Source organism: Fulvivirga sp. AWR4_260 (assembly GCF_056158185.1).
On the sequence record NZ_JBSWSU010000015.1, the window covers coordinates 3,537,340 to 3,563,708 of the forward strand.

At 37.0% G+C, this 26,369-nt stretch carries 19 protein-coding genes; 7 read left to right on the top strand and 12 right to left on the bottom strand.

What is annotated here, in order from left to right; genetic code table 11:
* Positions 1–29: 29 nt before the first annotated feature.
* Together ACXACQ_RS21155 and ACXACQ_RS21160 are read right to left on the bottom strand one after the other, a co-directional pair.
* Entirely contained in the window at positions 30–983 is a 954-nt protein-coding gene (locus ACXACQ_RS21155) for an FG-GAP repeat domain-containing protein (RefSeq protein ID WP_474977994.1), read from the bottom strand.
* Positions 984–1,274: 291 nt separating this feature from the next.
* On the bottom strand, positions 1,275–1,865 hold the full coding sequence (locus ACXACQ_RS21160) for an LON peptidase substrate-binding domain-containing protein (protein ID WP_474977995.1): 591 nt from the start codon (positions 1,863–1,865) through the stop codon (positions 1,275–1,277).
* Between the two features lie 218 nt (positions 1,866–2,083).
* Between ACXACQ_RS21160 and ACXACQ_RS21165 the strand changes: the two genes are divergently transcribed.
* The 3 genes from ACXACQ_RS21165 to ACXACQ_RS21175 all read left to right on the top strand — a co-directional run bounded on the left by ACXACQ_RS21165 (position 2,084) and on the right by ACXACQ_RS21175 (position 5,619).
* Positions 2,084–4,693: a PAS domain S-box protein gene (locus tag ACXACQ_RS21165; protein ID WP_474977996.1), complete on the top strand. Its 2,610-nt coding sequence runs from the start codon at positions 2,084–2,086 to the stop codon at positions 4,691–4,693.
* Complete coding sequence (locus ACXACQ_RS21170; protein ID WP_474977997.1) at positions 4,690–5,121, top strand: response regulator; 432 nt, start codon at positions 4,690–4,692, stop codon at positions 5,119–5,121. Before ACXACQ_RS21165 ends, ACXACQ_RS21170 begins: the two co-directional genes overlap by 4 nt.
* Positions 5,122–5,217: 96 nt before the next feature.
* Positions 5,218–5,619, top strand: coding sequence for an OsmC family protein (locus ACXACQ_RS21175; protein WP_474977998.1), 402 nt, complete (start codon positions 5,218–5,220; stop codon positions 5,617–5,619).
* Between the two features lie 23 nt (positions 5,620–5,642).
* On the opposite strand, the gene hutI is transcribed toward ACXACQ_RS21175, so the two are convergent.
* The 5 genes from hutI to guaA all read right to left on the bottom strand — a co-directional run bounded on the left by hutI (position 5,643) and on the right by guaA (position 12,939).
* Complete coding sequence (hutI, locus tag ACXACQ_RS21180) at positions 5,643–6,878, bottom strand: imidazolonepropionase (protein WP_474977999.1); 1,236 nt, start codon at positions 6,876–6,878, stop codon at positions 5,643–5,645.
* Between the two features lie 63 nt (positions 6,879–6,941).
* Positions 6,942–7,982 (bottom strand): hypothetical protein, encoded by a 1,041-nt coding sequence (locus ACXACQ_RS21185; protein WP_474978000.1) that lies wholly within the window; start codon positions 7,980–7,982, stop codon positions 6,942–6,944.
* A gap of 372 nt (positions 7,983–8,354) precedes the next feature.
* Positions 8,355–9,644, bottom strand: a complete 1,290-nt coding sequence (gene hemL, locus ACXACQ_RS21190) for a glutamate-1-semialdehyde 2,1-aminomutase (protein WP_474978001.1) — start codon at positions 9,642–9,644, stop codon at positions 8,355–8,357.
* Positions 9,625–11,391: a hypothetical protein gene (locus tag ACXACQ_RS21195; RefSeq protein ID WP_474978002.1), complete on the bottom strand. Its 1,767-nt coding sequence runs from the start codon at positions 11,389–11,391 to the stop codon at positions 9,625–9,627. Before ACXACQ_RS21195 ends, hemL begins: the two co-directional genes overlap by 20 nt.
* Positions 11,392–11,409: 18 nt before the next feature.
* Entirely contained in the window at positions 11,410–12,939 is a 1,530-nt protein-coding gene (gene guaA, locus ACXACQ_RS21200) for a glutamine-hydrolyzing GMP synthase (RefSeq protein WP_474978003.1), read from the bottom strand.
* 511 nt (positions 12,940–13,450) lie between these two features.
* Between guaA and ACXACQ_RS21205 the strand changes: the two genes are divergently transcribed.
* Positions 13,451–14,263 carry a M48 family metalloprotease gene (locus tag ACXACQ_RS21205; RefSeq protein ID WP_474978004.1) on the top strand — a complete coding sequence of 271 codons (813 nt, stop codon included), beginning with the start codon at positions 13,451–13,453 and terminating at the stop codon, positions 14,261–14,263.
* Positions 14,264–14,287: 24 nt separating this feature from the next.
* Here ACXACQ_RS21205 and ACXACQ_RS21210 read toward each other — a convergent pair whose 3' ends face one another.
* Genes ACXACQ_RS21210 through ACXACQ_RS21220 form a run of 3 tightly spaced genes read right to left on the bottom strand, consistent with a single transcriptional unit; the run spans position 14,288 to position 18,657 of the window.
* A complete protein-coding gene (locus tag ACXACQ_RS21210) occupies positions 14,288–15,586 on the bottom strand; it encodes an amidohydrolase family protein (RefSeq protein ID WP_474978005.1) in 1,299 nt (432 codons plus the stop codon).
* A gap of 11 nt (positions 15,587–15,597) precedes the next feature.
* The gene (locus ACXACQ_RS21215; protein ID WP_474978006.1) at positions 15,598–16,947 is read right to left on the bottom strand and encodes an amidohydrolase; all 1,350 of its coding nucleotides are present in this window, start codon (positions 16,945–16,947) and stop codon (positions 15,598–15,600) included.
* Positions 16,948–16,971: 24 nt separating this feature from the next.
* Positions 16,972–18,657, bottom strand: coding sequence for an amidohydrolase family protein (locus ACXACQ_RS21220; protein WP_474978007.1), 1,686 nt, complete (start codon positions 18,655–18,657; stop codon positions 16,972–16,974).
* Positions 18,658–18,932: 275 nt separating this feature from the next.
* Between ACXACQ_RS21220 and ACXACQ_RS21225 the strand changes: the two genes are divergently transcribed.
* Both ACXACQ_RS21225 and ACXACQ_RS21230 read left to right on the top strand, forming a co-directional pair.
* Entirely contained in the window at positions 18,933–19,736 is an 804-nt protein-coding gene (locus tag ACXACQ_RS21225; protein ID WP_474978008.1) for an alpha/beta hydrolase, read from the top strand.
* A 133-nt stretch (positions 19,737–19,869) separates the two neighbouring features.
* Complete coding sequence (locus tag ACXACQ_RS21230) at positions 19,870–20,352, top strand: hypothetical protein (RefSeq protein ID WP_474978009.1); 483 nt, start codon at positions 19,870–19,872, stop codon at positions 20,350–20,352.
* A gap of 48 nt (positions 20,353–20,400) precedes the next feature.
* Here the strand turns inward: ACXACQ_RS21230 and ACXACQ_RS21235 are convergent, their stop codons facing one another.
* Together ACXACQ_RS21235 and ACXACQ_RS21240 are read right to left on the bottom strand one after the other, a co-directional pair.
* Positions 20,401–20,754: a translation initiation factor gene (locus tag ACXACQ_RS21235; protein ID WP_474978010.1), complete on the bottom strand. Its 354-nt coding sequence runs from the start codon at positions 20,752–20,754 to the stop codon at positions 20,401–20,403.
* Between the two features lie 27 nt (positions 20,755–20,781).
* Complete coding sequence (locus tag ACXACQ_RS21240; protein WP_474978011.1) at positions 20,782–21,825, bottom strand: PorP/SprF family type IX secretion system membrane protein; 1,044 nt, start codon at positions 21,823–21,825, stop codon at positions 20,782–20,784.
* 210 nt (positions 21,826–22,035) lie between these two features.
* On the opposite strand from ACXACQ_RS21240, the gene ACXACQ_RS21245 reads away from it, so the two are divergent.
* Positions 22,036–26,364, top strand: a complete 4,329-nt coding sequence (locus ACXACQ_RS21245; protein WP_474978012.1) for a T9SS type B sorting domain-containing protein — start codon at positions 22,036–22,038, stop codon at positions 26,362–26,364.
* Positions 26,365–26,369 lie beyond the last annotated feature (5 nt).

A 26,369-nucleotide genomic window follows, 5' to 3' on the forward strand; every position in this document is an offset into this window, starting at 1 on the left:
AAAAAGGGACCTTGAGTCCCTTTTTTTTACTAATCAACTACAAATAAATCATCCTTTCCATCCCCATTAAAATCATTAACCTTTAAATAAGGTAATCCATACGCTGCCGAATTTACGGCCTGCCAAGCATTAGACGCTCCATATGACACTTGATATTGAGAAGAAAATATTGTTAAAACATCTGTCTTATTATCACCATTAAAATCTCCAAATAAAAGATTACTTAGTGATATGGAGGAAGAACCAACAGACGACCAACTAGACGAAGCTCCATAAGAAACGAGCCAGTTATTACCCGATTTAGTAAACAAATCATCTTTATTATCTCCATTAAAATCACCTATTCGTAAATTACTCAGTGGGTAAATTGCATCCGAAACAGGTGTCCATCCTATGATACCTCCAAAAGAAATTTGATACTTAGAATAAAAGATAGTCAATATATCGGTCCTATTATCCCCATCAAAATCACCTAAAATCAAATTAGAAGGAGAGATTGTAGAGCTTCCTATTTGAGTCCAAGCAGAAGTTGCTCCAAAAGAAACTAACCACTTTCCTCCAGTAGATATAAATAAGTCGTCTTTACCATCTCCATTAAAATCTCCTACTTTCAAAGATGTTAATGAATATATTGCCGGAGCCAAGACTTGCCATGACCCTCCCCCACTTGTAGAACTAAAAGAAACTTGGTAATTATCAGAGAATACAGTAAGTACATCTGTATTTCCATTACCATCAAAATCCCCAAACAAAAAATTACTTGATCCCAATGAGGAAGTCTGCCAACTTTGCCAAGCACCTGTAGCGCCCGATGAAATTTTCCAAGTACTAGTAGCCATTTGTCCAATATGTGCGTCAGCATTTGAAGTAGTCGCTGAGCTTTCATTTAATTCGGGAGTGATTTTCTCTTCTTGACAAGAAATTGCAAACATACTGATAGCTGCAAAAGCTCCCGCAGATAATAATTTAAATTGCTTTAACATTTCTTTATGGTTTAGATATAAACTTATAACCACAAAATTAAAACAATGTCAATTATATTAATATATATGAATATAATTTATGATTAATTTAATTACATTAAAAAATTTATATAATAATACAGATGATTAAACATGAATAAATCACTGGCTTCAAAAACAGAATATCCAACATATAAAATAAAATAAAACAACTATTTAAATGTCATTGCTCATTTAATAAATCACATAAAACAATACACAAGAAAAATGACTATTTTATTACCAAGTAGAACTTACATCGATCATTAAAAATTAATTCAAATAGAAGTTATCCTTATACTTCACTTCTTGTTTGAGAATAAATTTTCTATACTTCACCCGTTCATATAAAAAGGCTTCTCGCTTATCGTTCGTTAATAAGCGGAGGTATTTCATTCTGTCCCCTATATCAAGATTTAGCTCATTGGCCACATCATGAATATCAAAATCATCTTCAATGTCAGTGACCTTTTTCATAGCCATATAATCTTTAAACTCCTCTACAAATGCTTTTGTCATATCTTGTTCATGAGCAGCATTAAGCATATAAACTTGCCCACCGGGATATTGCTTTGGCTTTAACTGATTATAATACTTGGTAAGTAAAAATGTGTCTACACATTTTGTCATTATATCAGACTCTCCTGTCTCATATTTTTTCAAAACCCGCTCCAGCTTCATCACCCCTCCTATCCTATCGGTATTTTGACCATGGCTATAATATATCCCAAAAGGTATATTATTCTTTTCTACATCCTCTAGCATTTCTCTATATCGAGCCTCAAAGATATGTAGTGGCACAAGTTCATGAGGCAATGGAAGTATGGCTAAAGGGAATACGGGTATTTCAATCAGTTTGTGCATTAATTATTTAACATACTTAACTATAAGATGTTCTTGCTAAAGAAATTTATTAGTAACCAGCTAGTGAAGAGAACCGTACGATTACTTAACAATGATTACATATTTTCTATAGATATTATAAATTCAGGTAATATCAAGATTGAAAGTTTAAGAAAATCTGTTATATCACATTTTTTCTAGAATAAAATTTTTATAATAGCTCTTCTGTTAATTGAATAATGACCAGTAAAGAAGCGTATATCCCAATAGTCCCCAAACACCTCAAACTTTTTATTCAGGATGCTCCTGTTGCTATTGCCATGTTCGATAGGCAAATGAATTACCTAGCCTGTAGCCATCAATGGATAAAAGACTGGTGGGTAAAAAATGAGCCCATTACCATGGATCAAATCATAGGCAAAAATCATTATGATTTATTTGGCGATGTATCTAGTTATTGGCAAAGCGTACATCAGCGTGCTATGATGGGGGCTACCGAATACAATGAGAATGATCAATTTGTAAAGGAAAATGGCAAAAAGGAATGGTTGAGATGGGAAACTAGACCGTGGAAAGATGAAAAAGGTGTAATAGGCGGTATAATTCTTTTTACCGAGTTTATAACTACACGCAAAGAGGCAGAAAACCTACTGATAAACAGCCAAGCCAAACTCACTAAACTAGTAGAGAACTTACCTGGAATGGCCTACAGTAGTGATGCCGATAAAAACTGGACTTTAAGATTTATAAGCAGCGGATCTTTAGAGACAACAGGGTACAAACCCAGTGATTTTGTTAGTGAAAAAGGCATGCCATTTTCTGACATCATCCACCCTGACGACAAAGAAAAAGTACTGCAAAACATCCATCAATGCTTAAGAATAAAGCACACTTTTGAAGTAAGCTACCGAATCTATACAAAATCGGGAGAAATAAAACACCTTTTTGAAAGAGGACAAGGAGTATACGACCCCGAAGGGAAGTTAATTTCTATTGAAGGCATTATTCTCGATATCACCAGTCAGAAGCTAATGGAAGAGGCATTAAACAAAAGCCGAACAAGTTTAAGTCTAGCTCAAAAAGTATCTAACATTGGCAGTTGGGAATGGAACATTAAAACCAATGAAGTTTTTTGGTCTGACGAACTTTATCATATCTGTGGCATTACAGCCGATGAGATCAACCCTACTTACGAAACAGCCCGAGATTTTATACACCCTGATGACCTCGCCATGTTTCGTGAGCACTTATTTAATGTAAGTGAAAAAAAGAATACGCAGGTTGAATTTAGAATACTAAGAAAAGACAATACCACGAGATTTCTTGTAGGCCAGTCGCGCCTAGTTAATACCAAAAGCAAAATAGCTGTAGGTACCCTACAAGATGTTACCGAGCAAAAATTAAGAGAGCTAGCTTTAAGGGAGAGTCAAGAAAGAAATAAATCTATGATCAGGGCTTTTCCTGATGCCATTTTTATTCACAAACTAGATGGCACAATAATAGATTATGAAATCCCGAGCAATTTCACGCTTAAGTTTACGCATGATCAACTCATGGGCAAAAAATTATCGTCCATATTTGGTTCTAATACTGTAAACCAACTCAAAGAAGCTTTTGCCCTAGCATCATCAACCAATGAATTACAAACATTAGAATTTAACTATACTAGAAATAACGCTGTTAAGTTTTTTGAAGCACGTATAGTATTGCATAACTATGATAAGATTATGCTAGTACTACGTGATATCACAAAAAATAAGGAAATAGAGTTTAGTGCCAGCGAATCATTAAACAGTTTTTATACTGCTTTTCATATTAGCCCCATTCCTGTGTCTATTACTTTAATGGACGATGGCCAGCTAATAGAGGTAAATGACCGTTTTTGCGACTTAGTAAAAATGAAGCGAAATAATATAATAGGAAAAACATTTATTTCGCTAGGCTTATGGAAAAACGAAGCTACCAGAGCTAGGCTTGTTAAAAAGTTAAATAAAGAAGGAAGGATTAATGGCTTAGAAGCACAGTTACATGTTGGCGACAATACCATAATTGATGTTTTACTATCTGCTGAAGCCATTAATATCACTGGCAACTCATGCATATTATTAATGATATCTGATATTAGCGAGCGCAAAAAGCATGAAAATCAATTAATTAAATTAACAGAAGAATTAACAGCTTCTAATCATGATTTAAGGCAGTTTGCTTATATAACTTCTCACAACTTAAGAGCTCCACTAATCAACATTGATAGCCTTTTAAGCTTTGTAGACAAGAAAAAACTGGGTACTACAGAAAATCTAGACATGGTGGAAAGAATAGAGACCTCTGTAAACCAACTCAAATCCAGTTTAAATGATTTAATACAGCTTGTGGCCATTAGAGACAAGCGATATGAAGCAGACGAAACCGTCTGTTTTAAAGAGATTTTTGAACTAGTATACCGCAGTATTGAAACTCAAATATTAAATAGTAATGCAAGTATCGAAACCAACTTTAAAGTTTCTTGTTTCTCCTTTAAAAAGCCATTATTAGAAAGTATATTGTTAAACCTGATATCAAACGCTATCAAATACAAATCTAGGCAAGCTCCAAGGATTGTAATTAACACAATGGATGAAGGTGATTATATTTGTATGAGCGTGGCAGACAATGGTTTAGGAATAGATTTAAAGAAAAATAAAGACAAAATCTTTGGAATGTATCAAAGATTTCACCCTACACGTGATGGAAAAGGTCTGGGATTATATATAATAAAATCACAGATCGAATCAATGAAGGGAAAAATAGAGGTAGAAAGTGAACCTTACAATGGCACTACATTTAAAGTTTATTTTAAAAAACAGTGATACCCAACGTTATTAGCACATCAGAAAAAATCAATAGCATTATTATCATTGATGATGATGATACCGCTAATTTTATATTTAGCAAAACCATAGCAGCCACTGGTCTGGCTGAAAGCGTTACTACGTTTAATACCGGACAAGAGGCTATCAAATATTTGAAAGACAAGGCAAAAACATGCCCTCAAAATTTCCCTAGCTTGATTTTTATCGACATAAATATGCCGGTAATGAACGGCTGGCAATTCTTAGAGAAATACAACAAAAAAATCCTCAAATATGGGATTGAGTGCATTATTTGTGTATTAAGCTCGTCTGTTTACGAAGAAGATATCGAAAAGGCCTATTCTTACCCTATTGTAAACGAGTACATTTCTAAGCCACTGACTAAAGAGGCTATCACTCGGTTGTACGATAAATTTTTCAAATAATATTGAAAAAATCTGCTATAACCTGACTTTAAAAATTCTCGTTAATATCTTTACAACTCAACACTTGAGTACGTTTATTATTAAATACATAATATAATGAAGTTAACAACACGCTACGTATCAGATTACGAATACGAAGCAACAACAGCAGAAGGCCAAACGGTTAAAATAGATATGAAATCGGAGAACAAAACAGATCAGTCTCCGATGCAATTGATACTATCAGCACTTACAGGTTGTGTGGCAGTAGAAGTAGCTTTAGTAATACAAAAACGTAAAAAAACTCTTACGGATTTTAAAATAGAAGCTGAAGGCACTCGAAGAGAAGAAGCTCCAAAATACTTCACTAACATTCACCTTAAGTTTATACTCACTTCTCCTGATGCCACAGAAGAAGAATTACATAAAATAACTAAGATGAGTCTAGAAAAATACTGTTCCGTAGCCTCATCATTAAAAGCCGATATTGATTTTAGTACAGAAATAGTTAGGCCTTAATGGACCTAACTATTTTTTTGTGTTTATTTTATCATTTGGCCTTTTAAGATCACCTGATCTATTACATCCCCTCCAAATGAATATGGCATAAAGGCATACGAAGGTATTTCCTTAGTTATAAAGACACTTGCCTCTTTCCCCACAGTAATAGAACCATAACTATCCGTTAAGTCCATAGCGTAGGCTGTATTAAGCGTAGCAGCATTAATAGCTTCCTCTGGGGTCATCTTCATTCTAATACATGCTAGAGACAACATAAATGGCATCTTGCCACAAGGAGCACTTCCCGGGTTGTAATCAGTAGCGAGTGCTAATGGCAAACCAGCATTCAACATATCTCTGGCAGGTGGATAAGAAGTACCTAAAAAGAAAGCTGCTCCAGGCAATAAGGTAGGCATTACATCTGAACCTTTTAGCACTTCAATCTCCTCTTGCCCCATGCTTTCCAAATGATCTACACTAAGTGCTCCTGTTTTTACTCCGGCCTGTACTCCGCCACTCACATTCAACTGATTGGCATGAATTTTTGGTTTTAAGCCATATTTAATACCTTCCTCCATAATTTCTACTGTTTCATCATAAGAGAAAAAGCCAGTTTCACAAAAAGCATCAATATATTGAGCCAGTTTCTGCTCGGCCACAGCTGGTATCATTTCATTTTTTATCAGGTTAATGTAGTCCCTCCTATCTGTATACTCTTTAGGAATAGCATGCGCACCCAAAAATGTAGTTTTTACTTCTAAAAGAGTCTCTTCCCCTATTCTTTTGGCTACCCTAAGCATCTTTAGCTCATCTTGTAGTGTAAGGCCATAACCACTTTTAATCTCCACAGCTCCCGTGCCAAAACCAATAATTTCATCGGCACGCTTCATAGCACTGGCAAATAACTCATCTTCTGAAGTCTGCTGTAATCGCTTAGCAGAATTAAGTATACCTCCACCTTTGGCAGCAATTTCCTGGTAAGACATACCCTTAATTTTATAAACAAATTCCTCTTCTCTACTAGCAGCAAACACTAAGTGAGTATGAGAGTCAACAAACGAAGGAAATACAAATTTTCCACTAGCATCTATCTCTTTATCCGCATTTACAGCAGGCTGCTCATCCATTTTACCAAAAGACGCTATAACACCATCTTTTATATGTAAGAATGCATTTTCTATAACTGGTAAATTTTGCATATCAGCACCCGCAACCCACTTCACGTTCTCATTTCTTGCTTGAACAAGACCTTTAATATTTTTAATTAGTATTTCCATTTCACAAAAATAAAAAAGGCTAATACTTTTGGTATTAGCCTTTATGTTATATGTTATAATAATTTACTTTCCAAAAGCTTCCACTGAGTAATCTAAGTTAGTACTATATACCGGGAAACTTATTTTGATAAGGGCATAAAAACCCTGGCCTTTCATACCTGGCCTTATACCTACTTCACCTCCGTAACTCCAACTCAAAGTTCTATTAAACTTGCCATCCAACCCGGCTCTAAACCCAATCATGCTAGTATCAAGACCTTCAGTTGAGAATACCTGACCTCCATAAAGTACATCATCAACAGCAATAGCAGGCGCCACCAAAACGTCAAAATAAGCCGTTAAAATAAGGTCATCTACACCTTCTTGGTACTTATTATCAAAATCTACTGCAACATTCTTTATCCAGCTGATGCTACCTCCTACATAAAGGCCTTTTACATCCATACTGGTAAATATTCCAGTATCTTCTAGCTCACCATCATCATCGGGCAATTGTGAAGGAATGCTTCCATTATCATTAGTAAACTCCTCCTCAATAGTTTTGTCCTGTGCTTCTAATACTCTATTTACATCTATAGCTGTATCGAAAAACATACCACCTAAGCGAGCACCATAAATTTTTCTTACCTTACAAGGTATTTCAGCATTCAACGGCACCCTTGAAGCCCACTTATCGCCTTTATAGCTCTTTTTGTATAAAAACATTTTTGTGGTAGAGCTTTCTTCAAAATCTTTGATATGGTAGGTAGCTCCAAACTCATAATAATTAAGGATATCTACCTCATTTTGAACATCGCTATTGTTAGCAGCAATATCACGAGTAAGGTCAAATTTTTGTGTATAAGCTTTACGAGCATGTGCCCTAAAAGTCATCTTATCTTTCATAAAATAAGTAGCCTCCAAACCAAAACCAGCATTTACATTTGCTTTCCACAACTCACCATAAATAGGCTGAAACTGAACAAACAGCTTATTTATAGCATAAGGCTCATCATATAATTCCTCATAAGTAACAGGCTGTTTATCTTTCCTTCTGCTTTGAGCAAATGTAGAAGAATAGAACACCGTTGCTAATAGGATTGAAAAAAGTATAGGCTTTTTCACTGTAGTCAATATTAAAAAATCAAGTTTATGACCAATATAGAATTTTTTCTAAGGGATAAAAATACTAAAAATTAGTATACATCCGACAATTCCTTTACGAAAGAGGCAATTTTTAATGGCTTTAGCAACCTAAGCAGGCATTATTATTATAATTAATAGGCCAAACACTCTTTTTTTATTCATAAATGATGTGTTTTATCTATTTGTACAAAACCTATTGATTGCTAAAACTACCACAGCATCTTTCATAAAATTTGAAATATGTTTTAACATTAGCACAAAAAAATAGCACTGCTGGGTGGGCAGTGCTATTTTTTTATGTTTAGATAGACATTAATACTTACTTAAAGTTAGTCTATATATTATAATGTCTTAATGAATAGCCTTTAAAACCTTCAAGTTAGCAGAAACGATTTTTTCCACTTCCTCATCTCCTATGCATTCTGATATAAATAGCGTTTCAAATTGAGATGGCGCTAAATAAATACCCTCTTCAAGCATACCTCTGAAGTATTTTCCAAACATTTCAGTATTAGAAGTTTTAGCGGTTTCAAAGTCAATTACCTTTTTATCAGTAAAAAACAAACTCACCATAGACCCTAATTGATTAATGGTATATGGCAACCCTAACTCATCTAAATTTTCCTGAAAACCTTCAGCAATGCGCTTGGTAGTCTCATCTAGTTTAGAATAAAGTGCGGTATTTTCGTTAAGATAGTTTAACATAGTTAACCCGGCAGACATGGCAATAGGATTACCAGAAAGTGTACCAGCTTGATAAACAGGCCCTGCAGGAGACACGAACTCCATAATTTCCTTTTTACCTCCGTATGCACCAACAGGCATTCCACCACCAATGATTTTACCCATAGTTGTAAGGTCAGGAGTAACACCAAATAATTCTTGTGCTCCACCTTTGGCCAATCTGAAACCGGTCATCACCTCATCAAAAATCAGCACAACACCCTCTGCATCACAAACTTCCCTTAACTGCTGTAAATAATTTTTTTCAGGAAGAACACACCCCATATTACCCGCAACAGGCTCTAAAATAATAGCAGCTACATTGCCTTTATTTTCTTCCAGTAATACTTTAACGGCCTCAATATTATTAAAAGGAGCCGTTAAGGTATCTAATGCATTTCCTTTAGTTACGCCAGGACTATCTGGCACTCCCATAGTAGCAGCTCCGCTTCCGGCAGCTATCAAAAATGAATCGCCATGACCATGATAACAACCTTCAAATTTTATGATCTTATCACGGCCAGTATACCCTCTTGCAAGCCTTACTGCGGACATAGTGGCCTCGGTTCCGCTATTCACCATTCTCACCTTCTCTACTGAAGGCACCATACTACAGATAAGCTCAGCTATTTCAATCTCTTTACTGGTGGGAGCTCCGAAAGACAATGAAGTTTTCACTGCCTCTGTTACAGCAGCTTCTATAGCTGGGTGAGCATGTCCTAAAATCATAGGCCCCCAAGAGTTGATGAGGTCTATAAACGAATTATCATCTTCGTCCGTCATGTAAGCCCCCTGAGCCGACTTGATAAACAAAGGGTCTCCTCCTACTGATTTAAAAGCCCTTACAGGAGAATTAACCCCTCCGGGTATAAAATTCTGTGCGTTATTAAAAAGTTGTTTACTTTTCTCTATTTTCATGTTGATTTTCTATTTCATACTCCACTTCAATACCTTCTTCGTTAAAGATAATGATAGGCACCACACCATTATCTTGTGAGTGATCATAGCTATACCCAACAGTAAGTTCACCTTCCATAAAGGGTTCTTTATCCCATCCTAATTGAAAATATTTGCCATGATTTTTAAGGCTTTTACCTAAAAAGGTAGTTAGATCATAGCCTATAGCAGCATAATCTGTAGGAAGTATTTTATGTTTTCTTAAATAAGCATCTCTAAATGTTTTATACTTATCGCCTTCTTTCTGAATAAAAAGGTTAGCATATAAAGAGATATCTAATCGTTGATAAGCATCAAAATTAATTACAGGTAGGTCTAGCCATTCTGCAGCACCTAAAATCATTACCGAATCACTTCTCGTTTCTACTCCACTAATTACTTTTGACGAAATAAGATCATCATCAGAGGCTACAAATATATGACCCAATGAACCTCGTGGAATTTCAAAAGAAGATCTTGCATCTGAACCTGTAGCATCTTTAATTCTGCCTTCCGCAACCAAAACATCCAAAATTTCTCTCGAATTGTTCTTCTTTATTTCTCTAAAAGCAAGGATTTGGTAATTAGCTTTTTCAATTCTTTCTTTAAAAGCATAGGCTAATGTAGAATCATTTTTAGACTCGCCATAAAATATAATGCCTGTTTTTACTGGGGCATTTTTTGCTATTACATAATCAGCTACTTTTCTACCAAGTGTTTCGCTGCTAGGTTTATACAAGAATGAATATGGATTATTACCAATAACTTCAGAGTCTGTAGAAAGAGGGTTGATCATATTGATCTTATGCTTAAAAGAAAAGTTCTGAACTAACTCCCTAGGCTCAGCAAATAATGGCCCGATGATTACATCCATCCCTTCTAACTCCTTCTTCTCTAAAATTTTGGCAGTTGCATCTTTACTTCTTTTGGTGTCGTAAGCATAAATTTCTAATTGTATACCTTCAGCAGCCAATTGCACTTGTGCCATTCGTATACCATCGTACATATCCAGCACCAGCTGATTAATTTTTGGCTTTGGTGTAGGATCTAATCTATTCACCAAAAAAGGGAACATTACAGCCACTTTATAACTGTCTTTGAACTCTGATTTATCAACCTTTACTATATTGAACCCTTTCTCATCTAGATCAAAATTCTTCACTAACTTATCTAGCAATTCTTGATCTTGATTTACCAAAGGCTGTATTGCAATTTTTTTCGCCAATACCTCCCCTAATACTTTATCGTTAGGGTTATTAGCATACAATTGCTTTAGCTGGTCTACATTCTGAATATTAGATAGATAATGAAATTTAAGGTTGGTTACATCTGCCTGAAGAGACTTATTCTTTATCATCTTCAGCACATTCAACGCCTGATTATCTTCTTCGCTTTCGAAATAGATATTACCTAACCAATAGTTTACCTCGTCTAGCTTTGACCATTTAGGATAATACTGTTTTATCTGCAAAAACATATTCTTGGCCATGGGTACATACCCCGCCTTATAGGCAGATATGGCATAATAAAACGAAGCATATTCATCAAAAGGATTACTCTCACTTTTCTCCATAAGAGGTTTAAAAGCTTCCATAGAAAGCTCAAATTTCTCTTCTTTAAATAAGCCTTTTGCGTTTAAATATTGTTGCTGATTACTCTGCTGTGCCCACGAGCTGCTTACACCCATTAGCACAAAAAGAGCTACTGATAAAGTTTTTTTATATCTCATATATCAAAGGTAAACTTATTATTCCCACTCAATAGTTGCAGGTGGTTTTGAACTAATATCGTATACTACTCTATTTACTCCTTTTACTGTGTTGATAATTTTATTAGAAATCTCCGCTAAAAACTCATACGGCAGATGACACCAGTCTGCGGTCATACCATCTACACTGGTTACAGCCCTTAGGCTTACTACTTTCTCATATGTTCGCTCATCTCCCATTACCCCTACAGATTGTATCGGCAATAATATGGCGCCAGCCTGCCACACATCGTCATAAAGTCCTGCATCTTTCAGGCCATTGATAAATATGTAGTCTACCTCCTGCAGTATCTGCACCTTATCAGGCGTAATATCTCCTAAAATTCTAATTCCTAAACCAGGCCCAGGGAATGGGTGTCTCCCTAAAATAGCACCATCTATTTCTAGCGTTTTTCCTACTAACCTCACCTCATCTTTAAACAATGTATTTAAAGGCTCTACTACTTTTAGTTTCATGTAGTCTGGCAATCCGCCTACATTGTGATGTGATTTAATGGTAGCAGAAGGCCCTTTTACAGAAACAGATTCGATCACATCAGGATATATAGTTCCCTGCCCTAACCATTTCACATCTTGTATTTTATGCGCCTCATCATCAAAAACATCGATAAATGTTTTTCCTATGGCCTTTCTTTTATCTTCAGGATCGGTCAACCCTTCTAATGCCTTGTAAAATTTATCTTTAGCATCTACACCTTTTACATTGAGACCCATGTCTTTATAAGAATGAAGTACATCTTCAAACTCATTTTTACGCAGCAGGCCGTTATCTACGAATATACAATGTAAATTTTCTCCTATAGCTTTGTGGATTAATACCGCAGCTACTGATGAATCTACACCACCAGAAAGCCCTAGCACCACTTTGTCGTCACCCAACTTCGCTTTTAAACCTTCAATGGTAGCTTCTACAAAAATATCAGGAGTCCAATCTTGATGACAACCACATATGTGTACCACAAAATTTCTTAATACTGTTTTACCTTCAGTACTGTGTGTCACCTCAGGGTGAAACTGAATACCATAAGTAGCTTCATTTTTCTTTTTATAAGCGGCCACTTTTACTGATGGCGTACTAGCAATAATATCGAAATCATCGCCCAACTCAGATATAGTATCTCCATGTGACATCCATACTTGTGAGTCTATGGAAATCTCCTTCATCAGTTCGTTATGCTGATCCACTTTTGAAAGTTTAGCTCTTCCATACTCGCGAATCTCTGAAGGAAGCACGTTACCTCCGCCATGATGTGCCATTAGTTGTGCACCATAACATACACCTAATACAGGTACCTTACCACAATAATTATTAAGCTCTACGTAAGGAGCGTCTTCTTGTCTTACGGAGCATGGGCTACCTGAAAAAATTACTCCCTTAATATCATCATTTAATTCGGGAGGATTATTGTAAGGGTGAATCTCACAATAAACATTTAATTCTCTAACTCTTCTGGCTATCAGCTGAGTATACTGCGAGCCAAAATCTAGGATCAATATCTGTTCTGCCATGCTGCAAAAATAGTATGCTCAATGGGGAAAAACTATTAATTTAATAAAAGATACATTTTAGTGTATAACAGTAATTATTTAAGCATATTTTGACTTCTATTAATCAAAAATCACATCATTTAATACAGTAAAAAATAAATAAAGTCCATTTACATTAACTCTTTTAACTCACTTTACTTCTCAACACCGGCCGAAACACAAATGACAAGTGATTTCACAGTATTCTGATAAAACAATGAATGAGATTAAAGCGAGGAATTTTACATAAAAATTCAGTCAAACTAATTAATTCAAAAAACTTGACTACACATTCCCATAACAAAAATGCTTTTTTCAAAAACTGGAAGCACAAAGAATAAAAACCAACAAATAAGCTCCTCTATAATGATTCAAACAATGGCACATTTTTTAGTGTTCAATAAATAATTAGCAATAATTTTGTTTAATCAATTTCATAATGATCTTTGATTTTTAGAGGACTTTGCGCTTTATTGAATTAAATATTAAGAACATGAAACAAAAATTACTAAGTACGGCCACTCTGGCCTACCTAACGCTGTTTTCATTATTTTTTGCAGCGTGTGATAAAAATGATAACACGGTATTATTCTCCATCCAAAATGATATTGACCTTGGAAAACAGGTTAGTGATGAGATTTCTAGTGATCCATCCTATAACATCATACCTGAATCGGAAAACCCAGAAGCCTATTCATATTTAAGAAGTATGGTTGACGAAATTCTAAATAGTGGGCAAGTAGCCTATAGAGATGAGTTCGCTTGGCAAATAACAATTTTAGATGATGACAACACTTTAAATGCCTTTGCTACGCCAGGAGGGTACATTTATGTATACACAGGATTAATCAAATATTTAGAGTCTGCTGATGCCTTAGAAGGCGTACTAGGACATGAAATAGCCCATGCCGACCTTCGCCACACCAGTAGAAATATGCAAAAAAGTTATGGAGTATCTGTATTACTGAGCATTCTTCTTGGTCAAAACACTTCTCAGCTAGAGCAGATAGCGGCTGACTTAGCCAATAACGCTGCAAGTTTAAAATTCACTAGAGAATATGAGGCTGAAGCTGATGCAAAATCGGTATTATACCTTGCCAAAACCAGATATGCATGTAATGGTGCTGCTTTATTTTTTGAAAGATTATTAGAGGAAGGCCAGACTAGCAACACTCCTGAATTCTTGAGCACACACCCTACGCCAGAAAGCCGTGTGGAAGACATAAACGCCAAAGCAGATGAAGAAGGATGTGATAAAAGCTTTGCTACAAATACCGACTTTGAAGAGTTTCAAAATAGTTTATAAAAAAAAGGGCTTTCGCCCTTTTTTTTATTTCTTCACTCCTGGTGATCTTTCTAAAAACTCATCGTAGAGTTTTGTCTGTCTACTTTCTAGTGGAATTTGATAGCCCCCAATAAACAAAAACTTCACTTGCGTTTTAGGTTCAAAAATATCGCCATCAGCAATAAACAAGTTAGCCATTTTTCCTTTTTCCAAAGAACCAAGTTTATCGGCAACGCCAAAAATCTCTGCAGGCACTATGGTTACCGCTTTTAAAGCTTCCTCTTTCCCCATGCCATAGGCAGCGGCAAACCCAGCATTGTAAGGCAAATTTCTTACGTTTTCTGCATCATTAGTTCTTATCGCTACTTTTACGCCCGCTTTAAGCATTAGCCCAGGGTTAGTATACATTTGATCATAAGCATCATAATCACGGTTGGGCACATCTAACACCGGCCCTGCAATAACTGGTATTTTAGCTTTAGCTAAGTCTTCGGCCATTCTCCAACCTTCAGAAACTCCAGAGAACACCACTTTTACATCTTTATCACTTAACCATGCTATAGCAGCCTTAATATCCGCAGCTGCATTTACTTCTACTATTAATGTTTGCTCTCCATTCACAACAGGCAATAAGGCTTCCATTTCAGGATAATATTTGAGATCATTGCTTACGCTACTAGCCTTCATCGTAGAATCGATTTTAGCATAAGCAACAGCCTTCTCCCAAGTCTCATTCAAATGCTTCATATTCTCTTCTACCTGCTTCTGTATTTCCTCTTTAGATCGCCTATCCCATGAACTTCGTTTAACAGAAACAGGAAAATTGAGCACTACACCTTCAAAACCTGCATACATTTGGTCTGGTGTATACCCATATAAATTTATCAGCGCAGCAGTACCTGAAAATAACCCTCCGCTGGGTGTGGCTAATGATGAGGTAACTCCGCTTACTCTGGTTACAGGTATAAGCACTGAGTTAGGGTTAACAGCAGTAAGTGCTTTCATTTGAGGAATAACCTCTCCTATTTCATTAAAGTCTCTAGTGCGTGCATCGGACCCCACTTCTGTAAGTCCTAACTTAGCCCCTGATTCTATCATACCAGGATAAACGTACAATCCAGAGCCATCTATTTCTTGAGCATTTGATGGTGCTGACACATCACCTCCAATAGCCTTTATTTCACCATCAGCTATTAATAAGGAAGCGTTTTTCAAAGTATCATTAACTACAGTTATCAAAGTAGCATTCTTAATCAAAAAAGAGCCTTTGGTAGCCTTAGCATTTTGAGCTGCCACCTCTCCTGCTATTAGAAATGCTATTATTGCTATATATATTTTTTTCATGTTAGAGCTCATTATTTAGTAAATAAGAAACCAGCATCCTGCATACATCTATGGTTATCCTCTTCTGCATGCAGCACCACATCTAAGCTTTCTTCAGGATCTGGGTAAATACGCATATCAGCAGGATCATTTTCTCTATCAAACCTTATTACGCCATCTACAATAGTGACCATAGGTATAGCGTAAATAGATAAAGGGTGTTTGCTAAATATGGCTATATCACCATCTTTCCCCTCATCTATTGACCCCACTCTATCTTCAATGCCCAATTGTTTTGCAGGATTGATTGTAATGAGTTTTAATGCTTCCAAATCTGTCAACTGACCATATTTCTGCGTTTTAGCCGCCTCATGATACAAATGCCTGATAAGCTCACCACTATCTGAGTTAATAGAGGTTACTACATTGTTTTTAGTCAAAATAGCTGCATTATAGGCTGTAGAGTAATAAACCTCAAATTTATACGCCCACCAATCAGAAAATACGGAAGCCATAGCACCAAACTCAGCAAGCTCAGGAGCCACTTTAAAACCTTCATTTACATGTTGAAATACTAATTTTTTAATACCAAAATCTTTGAAGACCTGCATCAGCATGTATATTTCATCAGCTCTGTAAGAATGACAATGCACTATAATATTCCCCCTAAGAATATCAGCAACAGCCTCTAAACGTAAATCATATTTAGGTGCAGCTCCTTTGAAACCTTTCTTATTTTTTGACTTATTGTATTCATCCCAAGCCTGCATGTATTGCTTCGCTTCTGAAAATGCACTTCTAAAAACGGCCTCAACTCCCATGCGTGTTCTGGGCACAACACCATTGTTACCATGCACGCGTGTTGGGTTTTCACCAAGTGCAAACTTTATTGTTCTTGGCGCTCCTTCCATCTTAAGCTCATCCATAAGCACTGTGCCATACCTATGTTTAATCGTTTCGCTTTGCCCTCCAATAGCATTAGCAGAACCATGCAATGCGTGAGAAATGGTAACGCCACCTGCTAATGCTCTATAAATAGATATATCCAAAGGATTTAAGGCATCACCCGTGAAAACCTCGGCAGTAACAGGGCTTGTAGCTTCATTAATTGCATCTAAAGCGATATGAGAATGAGCATCAATAATACCTGGCATCACAAACTTATCCTTAGCATCTATTACCGTCATACCTGATGCTGCCTTTAATCCCTGCCCTATCTTGGCTATCTTACCACCTTTTATCAGTACGTCAGTGTTTTTAAAATCACCATGGGTAATTGTAATAACAGTACCGTTTTTAATTAAAATATCTCCTTTTTGCTGACCATTCACTATACCCAGTGACACCAGCATTAAAAAGAATATGTATATGTATCGTGTCATAAATTAATTGTCTTTGATCAATAATTATTCTGGTATTTTATCACCTCTAATGGTATAGCTTCCATATGTCCCTGCTTTAAGTAATCCCTTAAAACTGCTTCCTTCTATTTTAGTCTCTACAGTGAGCATTACACTCTCTCCTTCTATTACTACTTGAAAAGAAAATGAAAGTTCATTGCCGTTGAACTCTACATCATATAGTTCTGCATTAATAGTTTCTCCCGCATCAACAATGGTAATATTACCTGAATAAGCTCCTTTGGAGCCTTTTATTTCTATTACACCAGAGTCCTTCTCAGGAGAATCCACCTCAAAATTCCATTTACCAAGAATATCTGCAGCTCCATTGCCACTAGATACACTTTTCTGTGTCCCCTGATTAATTTCATACATTTCACCATCGACAAACACATATTGGATTTTTGCCTTCTCTGTAAAATAAGCTGTATCAGCTACAAAAAGGTTAGCTATTTTACCCTTATCGATTGAGCCCATAGTTGCGCTTACTCCAAAGAAACCCGCGGGCACACTGGTTAAAGATGCCAATAAGTCATCGGGGCTCATGCCGTTATCTACCAATGCAACTAACCTGTTATGAATATCACTAGGCTTGGCTTCTAATGTTGAAAAACCAAAAGAAATTCCTTTAGACTTCAACACCTGAGGCTGCTTATAATACTTCTCGATCATAGCGTTTTTTCTATCCTTCAAATGCTTTTCTTCCTTTTCAGCTCGAATTTCTGGTAGACTTGCTGTTGAATCAGACTCTTTTTCCAACTCTGGCAAGTCGAGAGACAGAAACAATGATTGAACATTATTCTTTATCATAGGTGTAATGTCCCAAGCTTGCTTTACCTCAGCTAACATTAGCGCATAACCCAAATCCTTTTTCATTTGAACTTCCCTTTCAATCTCCAGTACATCTGAAGCAAGTGCCATTATGGGCTGTTTCCTTTCTATCACTGGATAAAAAGCTTCCAAGCTTCTGTTATTTTCAGGCCTTATTCTACCTACTGCATCCTTATTATAGGTTTGTTTTTCATTATATGCCTGCCCCGCTTGGCGATAAAGCTCTCGCAACTTGGCCATCACTCCTAATATGGTATTCGGGTAAACTCCTGAAGCGCCTTTTAATTGCGTGTATAACGACACATTATTTTGATACACCATTGCATCAGGTGTGTTTCCACTCAAAAGAATGAATGCCGTTTTTCCGGGCAGCATGCCTCCCTCGGGTACAATATGAGCTGCGGTAAAACCTAACTGCCTAAGCTCCTTTATAGATTGAGCTTTAACAGATAATTGATCGATCACCGATCTCTCTGGAGTTACTCCAGCCTTTTCATTAGAAGGGTTACCAGGGTCTTTACTTCTTTCTTTGTCCTTTTCCGGTGCTACTACACCGGCATGTGAAGCTCCATCAATAAAGCCAGGATATATAAAAGTAGAATCCGCATCTATAATATAAGCATCAGCAGGAGTTTTTACATTAGCACCAACATCCTCAATGATACCATCTTTGATTATTATGGTTCCCTTCTTTATAACACGACCAGGCCCTTGAATTATAGTGGCGTTTTTTATAGCATAAGTGTGTGTAACAGGCGATAGTTTAAATTCCTGAGCCTGAAGACTTGCTAATGAAGAAATATAAAAAAACAACAGCATACAAAGGCTCCTAGGCCTAATTACTGATAAAAAGTATTTCATTAATTACTACGTTTAGGTTAATGATGATATGTAAATATATAAATCTCAACTCCTCTTAAATGTAATAATACACGAGCGGTATTATTTCAATCTGCACTTTCAATTAACTAAATACTTGGTGACATAAATGGACCATGAGTATAAAATCTATCTTACGATGCACTACAGAGAACCATCTTCAATAAATATGAACCGACTATGTATTATGAAAAACATATTGTCCTAATTGTCACTTATATGGTTAATTTTAAGCACAAACAAGAATTATAACCCTTATGAAGTCATTAGTAACTGTTTTATCATTTTCATTATTATGGTTTAGCTCTTTTGCACAAACTGTATCTTACAAAACTGAAAACAACATCCCTTACCGTGAGAAATCCAAGGACAGATATATGAACGAACGCTGTGTATTGGACCTTTACTACCCTGAAACCAAAGATTTTGCCACAGTAGTGTGGTTTCATGGTGGCGGCCTGGTAGGAGGAGAGAAATACATTCCTGAAGGCTTAAAAAATCAGGGTTTTGCTGTGGCAGCGGTTAACTATAGGTTAAGCCCTAAAGCAGCACACCCGACCTATATCGATGATGCAGCGGCATCTGCCGCATGGGTATTAAAGCACATCAAAGAATTTGGAGGCGACCCTTCAAAAGTATTTGTAGCTGGACATAGTGCGGGTGGATACTTAGCACTTATGGTGGGGTTAGATGAGCAATATCTTAAAAAAAGCAATGCCGAGGTGAGTGACATCAAAGGCTTCTTCCCTATCAGTGGACAAACTATAACTCATAATGCCATCAGAGGAGAATTAAAACGCCCGGAAAACGTACCCTATGCTGATGAATTCGCTCCATTAAACCATGTGAAATCTAACACTCCTCCTTTTATACTAATTACTGGAGGCAGAGATTTGGATTTTGATGCGAGATATGTAGAAAATCAATACCTATATGAGTCATTAATAAGTGTAGGCAATAAAAACACTGAGATTTATGAAATCAATGGCTTTGATCACAACCAAGTGGTAGCTCCGGCCAGCATACTAATTAGTAGAAAAATAAAGGAAATGCTTAAGTAGGCCCTTCATCATAGAAAACCAGTAACTTACCAGCAACCTAAATGTACAAATCTGGTAAATTGCTATTTTAGTTTAACCATAACTAAACTGTACACCGTAGTTATAGTTAATAGCTTAAATAATAATTTACACTATGAAAGCAGCAGCTTTAACGGACATAAAAAAAGAACTAAAATACCTAGACCAAAAAGAGCTTGCCGAAATAATAGCTCGTTTAGCTCGCTTTAAAAAAGACAATAAAGAATTATTAACATATCTAATTTTTGAAGCGCAGGATGAAGATGGGTACATTCAATTAATTAAAGAATACTTGGACGACAGTTTTGAAGAGGTACATAAAAACTCTTTTTATTATACCAAGAAGAATGTAGCCAAGATACTCCGCCAGTTAAACAAGTACATTCGTTATTCTTCGCAAAAAAGAACAGAAGTGGAAATCTTAATATACTTCTGCAAATCATTTATTAGCCATGATATCAACATCCAAAGCAGCAATGTGGTCAATAATATTTACAGAAGACAAATTAGCAAAATAGAAAAAGCTCTCAGCAAACTACATGAAGACGCACGTATAGACTACGCTAATGATGTAGATGAAATAAAAAGCTATTTATAAAAAAAGCCAGACTTACGCCTGGCTTATATATTTAATTTTACTGATAACTCAACCTCCCGATCTTTTAGCTTTATACCCCTCTTTAGATAATATTTCTACTACCTTATCTCTTACATCTCCTTGAATTAAAATCTCTCCATCTTTAGCCGATCCGCCTACACCACACTTAGATTTAAGCATTTTTCCTAAATCTTTCAGGTCATCTTCACCTCCCACAAAACCAGTAACCAAAGTTACCTGCTTTCCTCCACGCGCCTTCTTATCGAGCTGCACTTTTAGATTCTGCTGATTAGCGGGCAACGTTTCTTCTTCATAATCTCCCTCGTACTCAAACTCAAAATCATCATTAGTGCTATATACTACACCATCTCTGTTCTTCCAGTTATTTTTCTTCTTAGCCATTATAATGAATGTTAAAATCTTAATCTATTAAAAATCAGGACACGGTATCTGCATCACGTTTTTCGGAGGCTTACGTGGGTCTCTATTAGACCAAGAGTAAGTTATTGATAGCTCATGGGCTCCGCCACTTCCAGATCCCAATTTAGAAATGGTATAATCGTAGCTATACCCAATGTTGAATAATTCTCCCTTTCCTCCCTTTTTTGTAAAGCCAAGTAACAATACCGCTGATTCGTTATTATTAAAACCTTCAAGAGTTTTCATGGGCAAGCCTCTGTACCAAGCACCGATTATTATTGGCTCCAAAGTTAAATATAGACCTAAATCTAACTGATCAAACTCTCCCTGAGATTTATATTGAAATGTGGGTGTAATACTACGCTCTTGAGGTCTGGCATATAAGCCTTGCCCCATGGTACCCGACTTAAAAGGAATCTTAACTCCACCATGGAAAGAGTATTTTATAGGTAACTCCTTTGGGTTGGCATCTTCTTGAAATGCCTGATCCGGTTTATTTAAGTGATGAGCCGCCAAGCCTAACCATGCGTTTTTTGTGTATAAAACACCTCCAAATGATAAATCAAGAAAACTTTTTCTTAAGTCACCAAAAGATTCTCCTGTCGGATTATTTAATTGCCCAGTGTTCGGGTCATATTGATCACCAAAGGTGAGGTCACTGAAGTCAACATTTCTATTGTAGAAAGCTACTTGCGCACCCGGCCTAAATGTTAGCCAATCAGTTAAATATAATTGATACGCGTACTGAAGGCCCACAGAATTAGACGTAAGCCCTGCCTGTCCTTCTTTATCATGCATCATCAAAAGCCCCAAGCCGCTATTCTTACTTTCGATAAAACCATCTACATAAGCAGAGAAGCTCACAAAATTGGCTTCCAGCGAAGGCCATTGGTTTCTATAATTTACCCCTACCCGCATCTGCTGAGTAGAACCTGCAAAAGCAGGGTTTAAATATAAAGGGGCCGCATAAAACTGCGAAAATTGAGGATCCTGAGCTTTGACCACATTGGCCGCCAGCATCAACACACCCATAAAAAGTAAAACTCTACGCATGAAATCTTTTACTAAGTTCGCTTGATCGTAAGTACAAAATTATCCCTAAAATAAGATAAGAATCAAAAATAAAGAAAGTTAAGCTGATAGCATAACGCCATTTTATCGTTATTTGTATAAATTAGTATTTGATACCGTAATATTTTTACAATATACTACACAATCACAAGGTATTAGGTACAGTTATAATACAAACTAAATCTTTATAGGATGTCGCATTTGGATATTCGTCACGCGTGTCTACTTTTTATTTTTTGTGTGGGTAGCATTTTTCAGGCTTTTTCTCAAAACTACTCACAAACCAATTGGTATTTTGGTAATACATCTAATAGCTTGGTATTTAACAGGCCAGATTATGAGGTTGAAAACATTAATTTACCTATACCACTAGGCTCGCAGATGACTGCAGTAGCCACTGACCCCATTACTGGAACATTATTATTTTATACCGAAGGAGTAAATGTAAATGATGCTACTGATGACATTATGCCCAATGGATCGGGACTAAATGGAAATTCAGGCAGCCAAGGAATTGCCATTTGCCAAAACCCTGGTAACCAAGATCAATATTACATCTTCACCATCACTCCTACCGAAATTCTAACCAGAACCACGGTAGATATGTCAGAAAACGGCAATAGTATCGGTTTCCCTGCTCCTCCATTAGGTAGCGTAGTTGAAGCCAATGCTGCTGCGCCAGCTATAGATATCCCATCTACACCTCGTGCTCAGGGTCTAATCATTGTACCTAATGCAACTGGAGATGGATTTTGGCTAATTTCTTACGATAAGAACAATAGCAGTTACGATGTAAATGCTATCGATAATACTGGCACCATCTTACCTGCCAACTCATTTCCATCTGGTTTAGGTGATGTTTCTCAAATAACTTATGACAGATTTAGTAATAGACTAGCAGTAAGTAGCCCTTTAACTGAAGATGTGCAAGTCTTAGATTTTGATCCGGCTTCGGGTACGATTACTATTAATAATGCCTTAAGCTTAGCGCAGGCCACTTTAGGAAACAACTCTATTTATGACCTTGAATGGTCCAATAATGGACAATACCTTTATTTATCAGGTAATTTTGGCAACACTGATGATGAACTAATTCAGATAGATATCACTACCAAAACAAGACAAAACATAAATACGAATGGCGTAGCGAAAAGCTTTGGTTTGCAAATGGCTCCTGACAGTGCTATTTATCATTTATACCAAACTAACGCTGGCAACTTCTTTATGGGAAGAATAAACGAGCCTGACACCATTGCCAGCCAAGCACTATATACCAGTGTTTTTTCTGGCACTAATTTCGATGCACTGCAATTCCCAACCTTCCTCCCCTACAGCAGCCCCAACTTAACCGTTGACTTCACCTACTCAGGAACATGTCAAAATGAACTTACTGTTTTCTATCCTGAAATAGATCCTAGAGCTGATAGCGTATTATGGAATTTTGGCGATACCACTTCTACCGAATTAGCACCGGCTTATGCCTTTGGCGAAGATGGCACTTTTGACGTTACACTCACTGCCTACATAAATGGAGAAGGAGTACCTGTAACAAAACAGGTAACTATTAACCCTTTTGATATTCAGATCAACTTAAGGTCTGACACCACCTTTTGTTTGGAAGAATACCCTCAAAGTACTTATTCACCCAACGGACAAGGCACTGCTTCTGTAGTAGCTGAGATAAGTGGCAATGCTAGTAGCATAGTTTGGTCTAATGGAGATGTAGGTAATACCCTCACTCCAGACTCTTCTGGGTATTATTATGTAATTGCGAGTGACGGGTCGGGATGTTCTACGCATGCAGGTATCACAGTTAATACTTATAGAGAGCAAAAGCAGCTTTCGAACGTTTGGTATTTTGGCGAGCATGCAGGAATAGATTTTAACAGCGGTGCTGCGGTAGCTATCCCTTTCGGAATGGCCAGCATTTACAATGGAGGAAATCAGCTGATAGCTCCTGAAGGATGCGCTATTTATTGCGACAGAAATGGGCAACCAGTTTTCTATACTGATGGTGTAGATGTTTACGACAGCGAAGGCAATTTACTAACGCCCACTCAAAAGCTAAACGGCAACCAATTATCAACACAGTCGGCATTAATAGTACCTTTCCCTGATGATGAAACTTTATTTTACATCTTCACTACGGAAGAAGTATATGGTACAGGTTCATACAATTTAAACTATGCCATATTTGATTTAAAAGACGAATCTAGTAATACAAAAGGTGCATTAGTAACGAATGATGGAGGTGGCATTAGCACCACTTTGTGTACTGGAGTAACCGAAAGACTAACAGGCACAGAAGATTGGGTAGTAGTACATGAATATGGCAACAGAAACTACAAAGTATTCCCGATTACAGGGCAGGGCATCGGAAGCCCTGTAGTTTCAACTGTTGGTACGGCACATAACTCAGATTTAAAATCACAAGGCTATATGGTACTCAACCCATCAGGGCTTTTAGCAGTCGCATTATCTGCCGGAACTAATAACAATACCGTTAACTTACTACAACTAAATGACAGTACAGGAGCTTTAACCAGCGTTACAGACTTACCAATTGATAATAGCGTTTCTGGTCAAGTGTATGGCTTAGGTTATTCTCCTGATGGCACCAACCTATTTGCTACGGTAAAAGGCTCGCCTAGTCATTTATATAGGTGGAAGGTAGATAGCACAACCTCTACAGCCTTTACCACCGACCCTCAGTTTATCAGAGACTCCGTAAGACATGACATAGATAATAGCACATTAGAATTGGGGGCTATACAAGCAGGACCTGATGGAACACTTTATATTGCACAAAATGGCACTGATAATTTACTCACCATCACCAACCCTAATCTTGAAACGGATCAAACATTGAACACAAGCAATTTTGGGTTATCAGCAGGTACAGCTAGTCTTTTAGGATTACCTAACTTCATTCAAAACATTAGCACCCCTACTGATGGCGCAGGTTTCACGGTAAATAGTGGCTGTTTTAATGATGAAGTAACCATCACTATTACCAATCCATTGTATTTAGAAGATTACGTCTTAAACATTTACGATGCCAATAATACAATAGTAAGAGGTCCTATTCAATTGACTCAGGACAACCCTGATTTCGACTTTTTGGCAACTACTCCAGGTACATATGAAGCAAGGGTTACAGTAATTCCTGAATGTGGTGGCTTTGCCCAAGAAAACCTTGAGCCGCAAATGTTTATCATTAACCCACTACCAACATTTAGCTTAGCAGTAAATACACAACCGAGTGGATGTGGAGCCGCTGATGGCATTATTGACATTAACTTCCCTTCTACATCAGGATTGTCATTCACTGTAAATGGACCGGTTTCATTACCAGAAACTGCAGTAGTTAGTTCTCCTACATCCATTAATAATTTACCAGCAGGTTTTTATACGGTTACCACTACCAGTTTACTAACCGGTTGTTCTGACACTCGTAGCATCGCACTAAACTCTCCTGCAGGATACACTGTAGAAGATGTAAATGTCAACACTACTTGTAGCAATGATTTAGGCGAAGTGAGTTTCACATTTAGCGGTGCCGCTCCTACAAATTACAATTGGGAAATATTTACGCAAGGCACCAACTTATCAGTAGCTTCAGGAACAGAAACTAATTTACCATACCAGTACATCAGTACAGGAAACTATTATGTAGAAATTACTTCAGGTGGGTGTAATGTATTCGGAGAGATTATTGCTACGCCACCACCAGCAATATCATTAGAATTGCCAGCAGAGTTTGTAGCATGCGGAGGAGGCCCAGCCAGAGTACCATACAGCAGTGCTAGCATACAACTAGTAAGTGTAAGCCCTCAAATGGAAGTAGAAGGTGATAGCATTATCATTATCACTAGCCCAGGAACTTATGAAGTTACTGCTTTTGGAGATGGTATCAATACTTGTGACACTACTGCTACAGTAACTGTTACTATCCCTGAGGCCACACCAGTGCCTTTCGATTCTAGATATGCCATCTGCCCTAAAGACTTGGTAGTGTCTAACCAAAGCGTTACAGTACCAGTTACAGGATTTCAAAATGTAGAGTTCTATGATGAATTTGGCGATCTTATCGAAACAGATGGAAATTACACTGTATATAAAGACAGCATAGAAGTGTTTACACCTGGTACTGTTACTGCTATAATGACAAATGCATATGGATGTGAGCTAGAAGCTGACTTTGAGGTAGTAGTTGACTGTGAAGCCCGCATAATTGTGCCTAACGCATTTACCCCAGATGGAGACGGACTAAACGATGTATTCAGCATCTTCCCTATCCTAGTGTCACCTGAAGACTTCCAAGTATTCATATTTAACCGATGGGGAGAGATGATATTCCAATCAAGCGATTTGAATTTCAGCTGGAATGGCGGATATGACAATGATGAAAATAGACGCGTTACAGGTGGAACATATGTCTATAAAATCAACTATAGAAGTGTTATAGAAGGTGATGATGATTTACAAGAACTAAGAGGAGGAATAACATTAATTCGATAATTTTG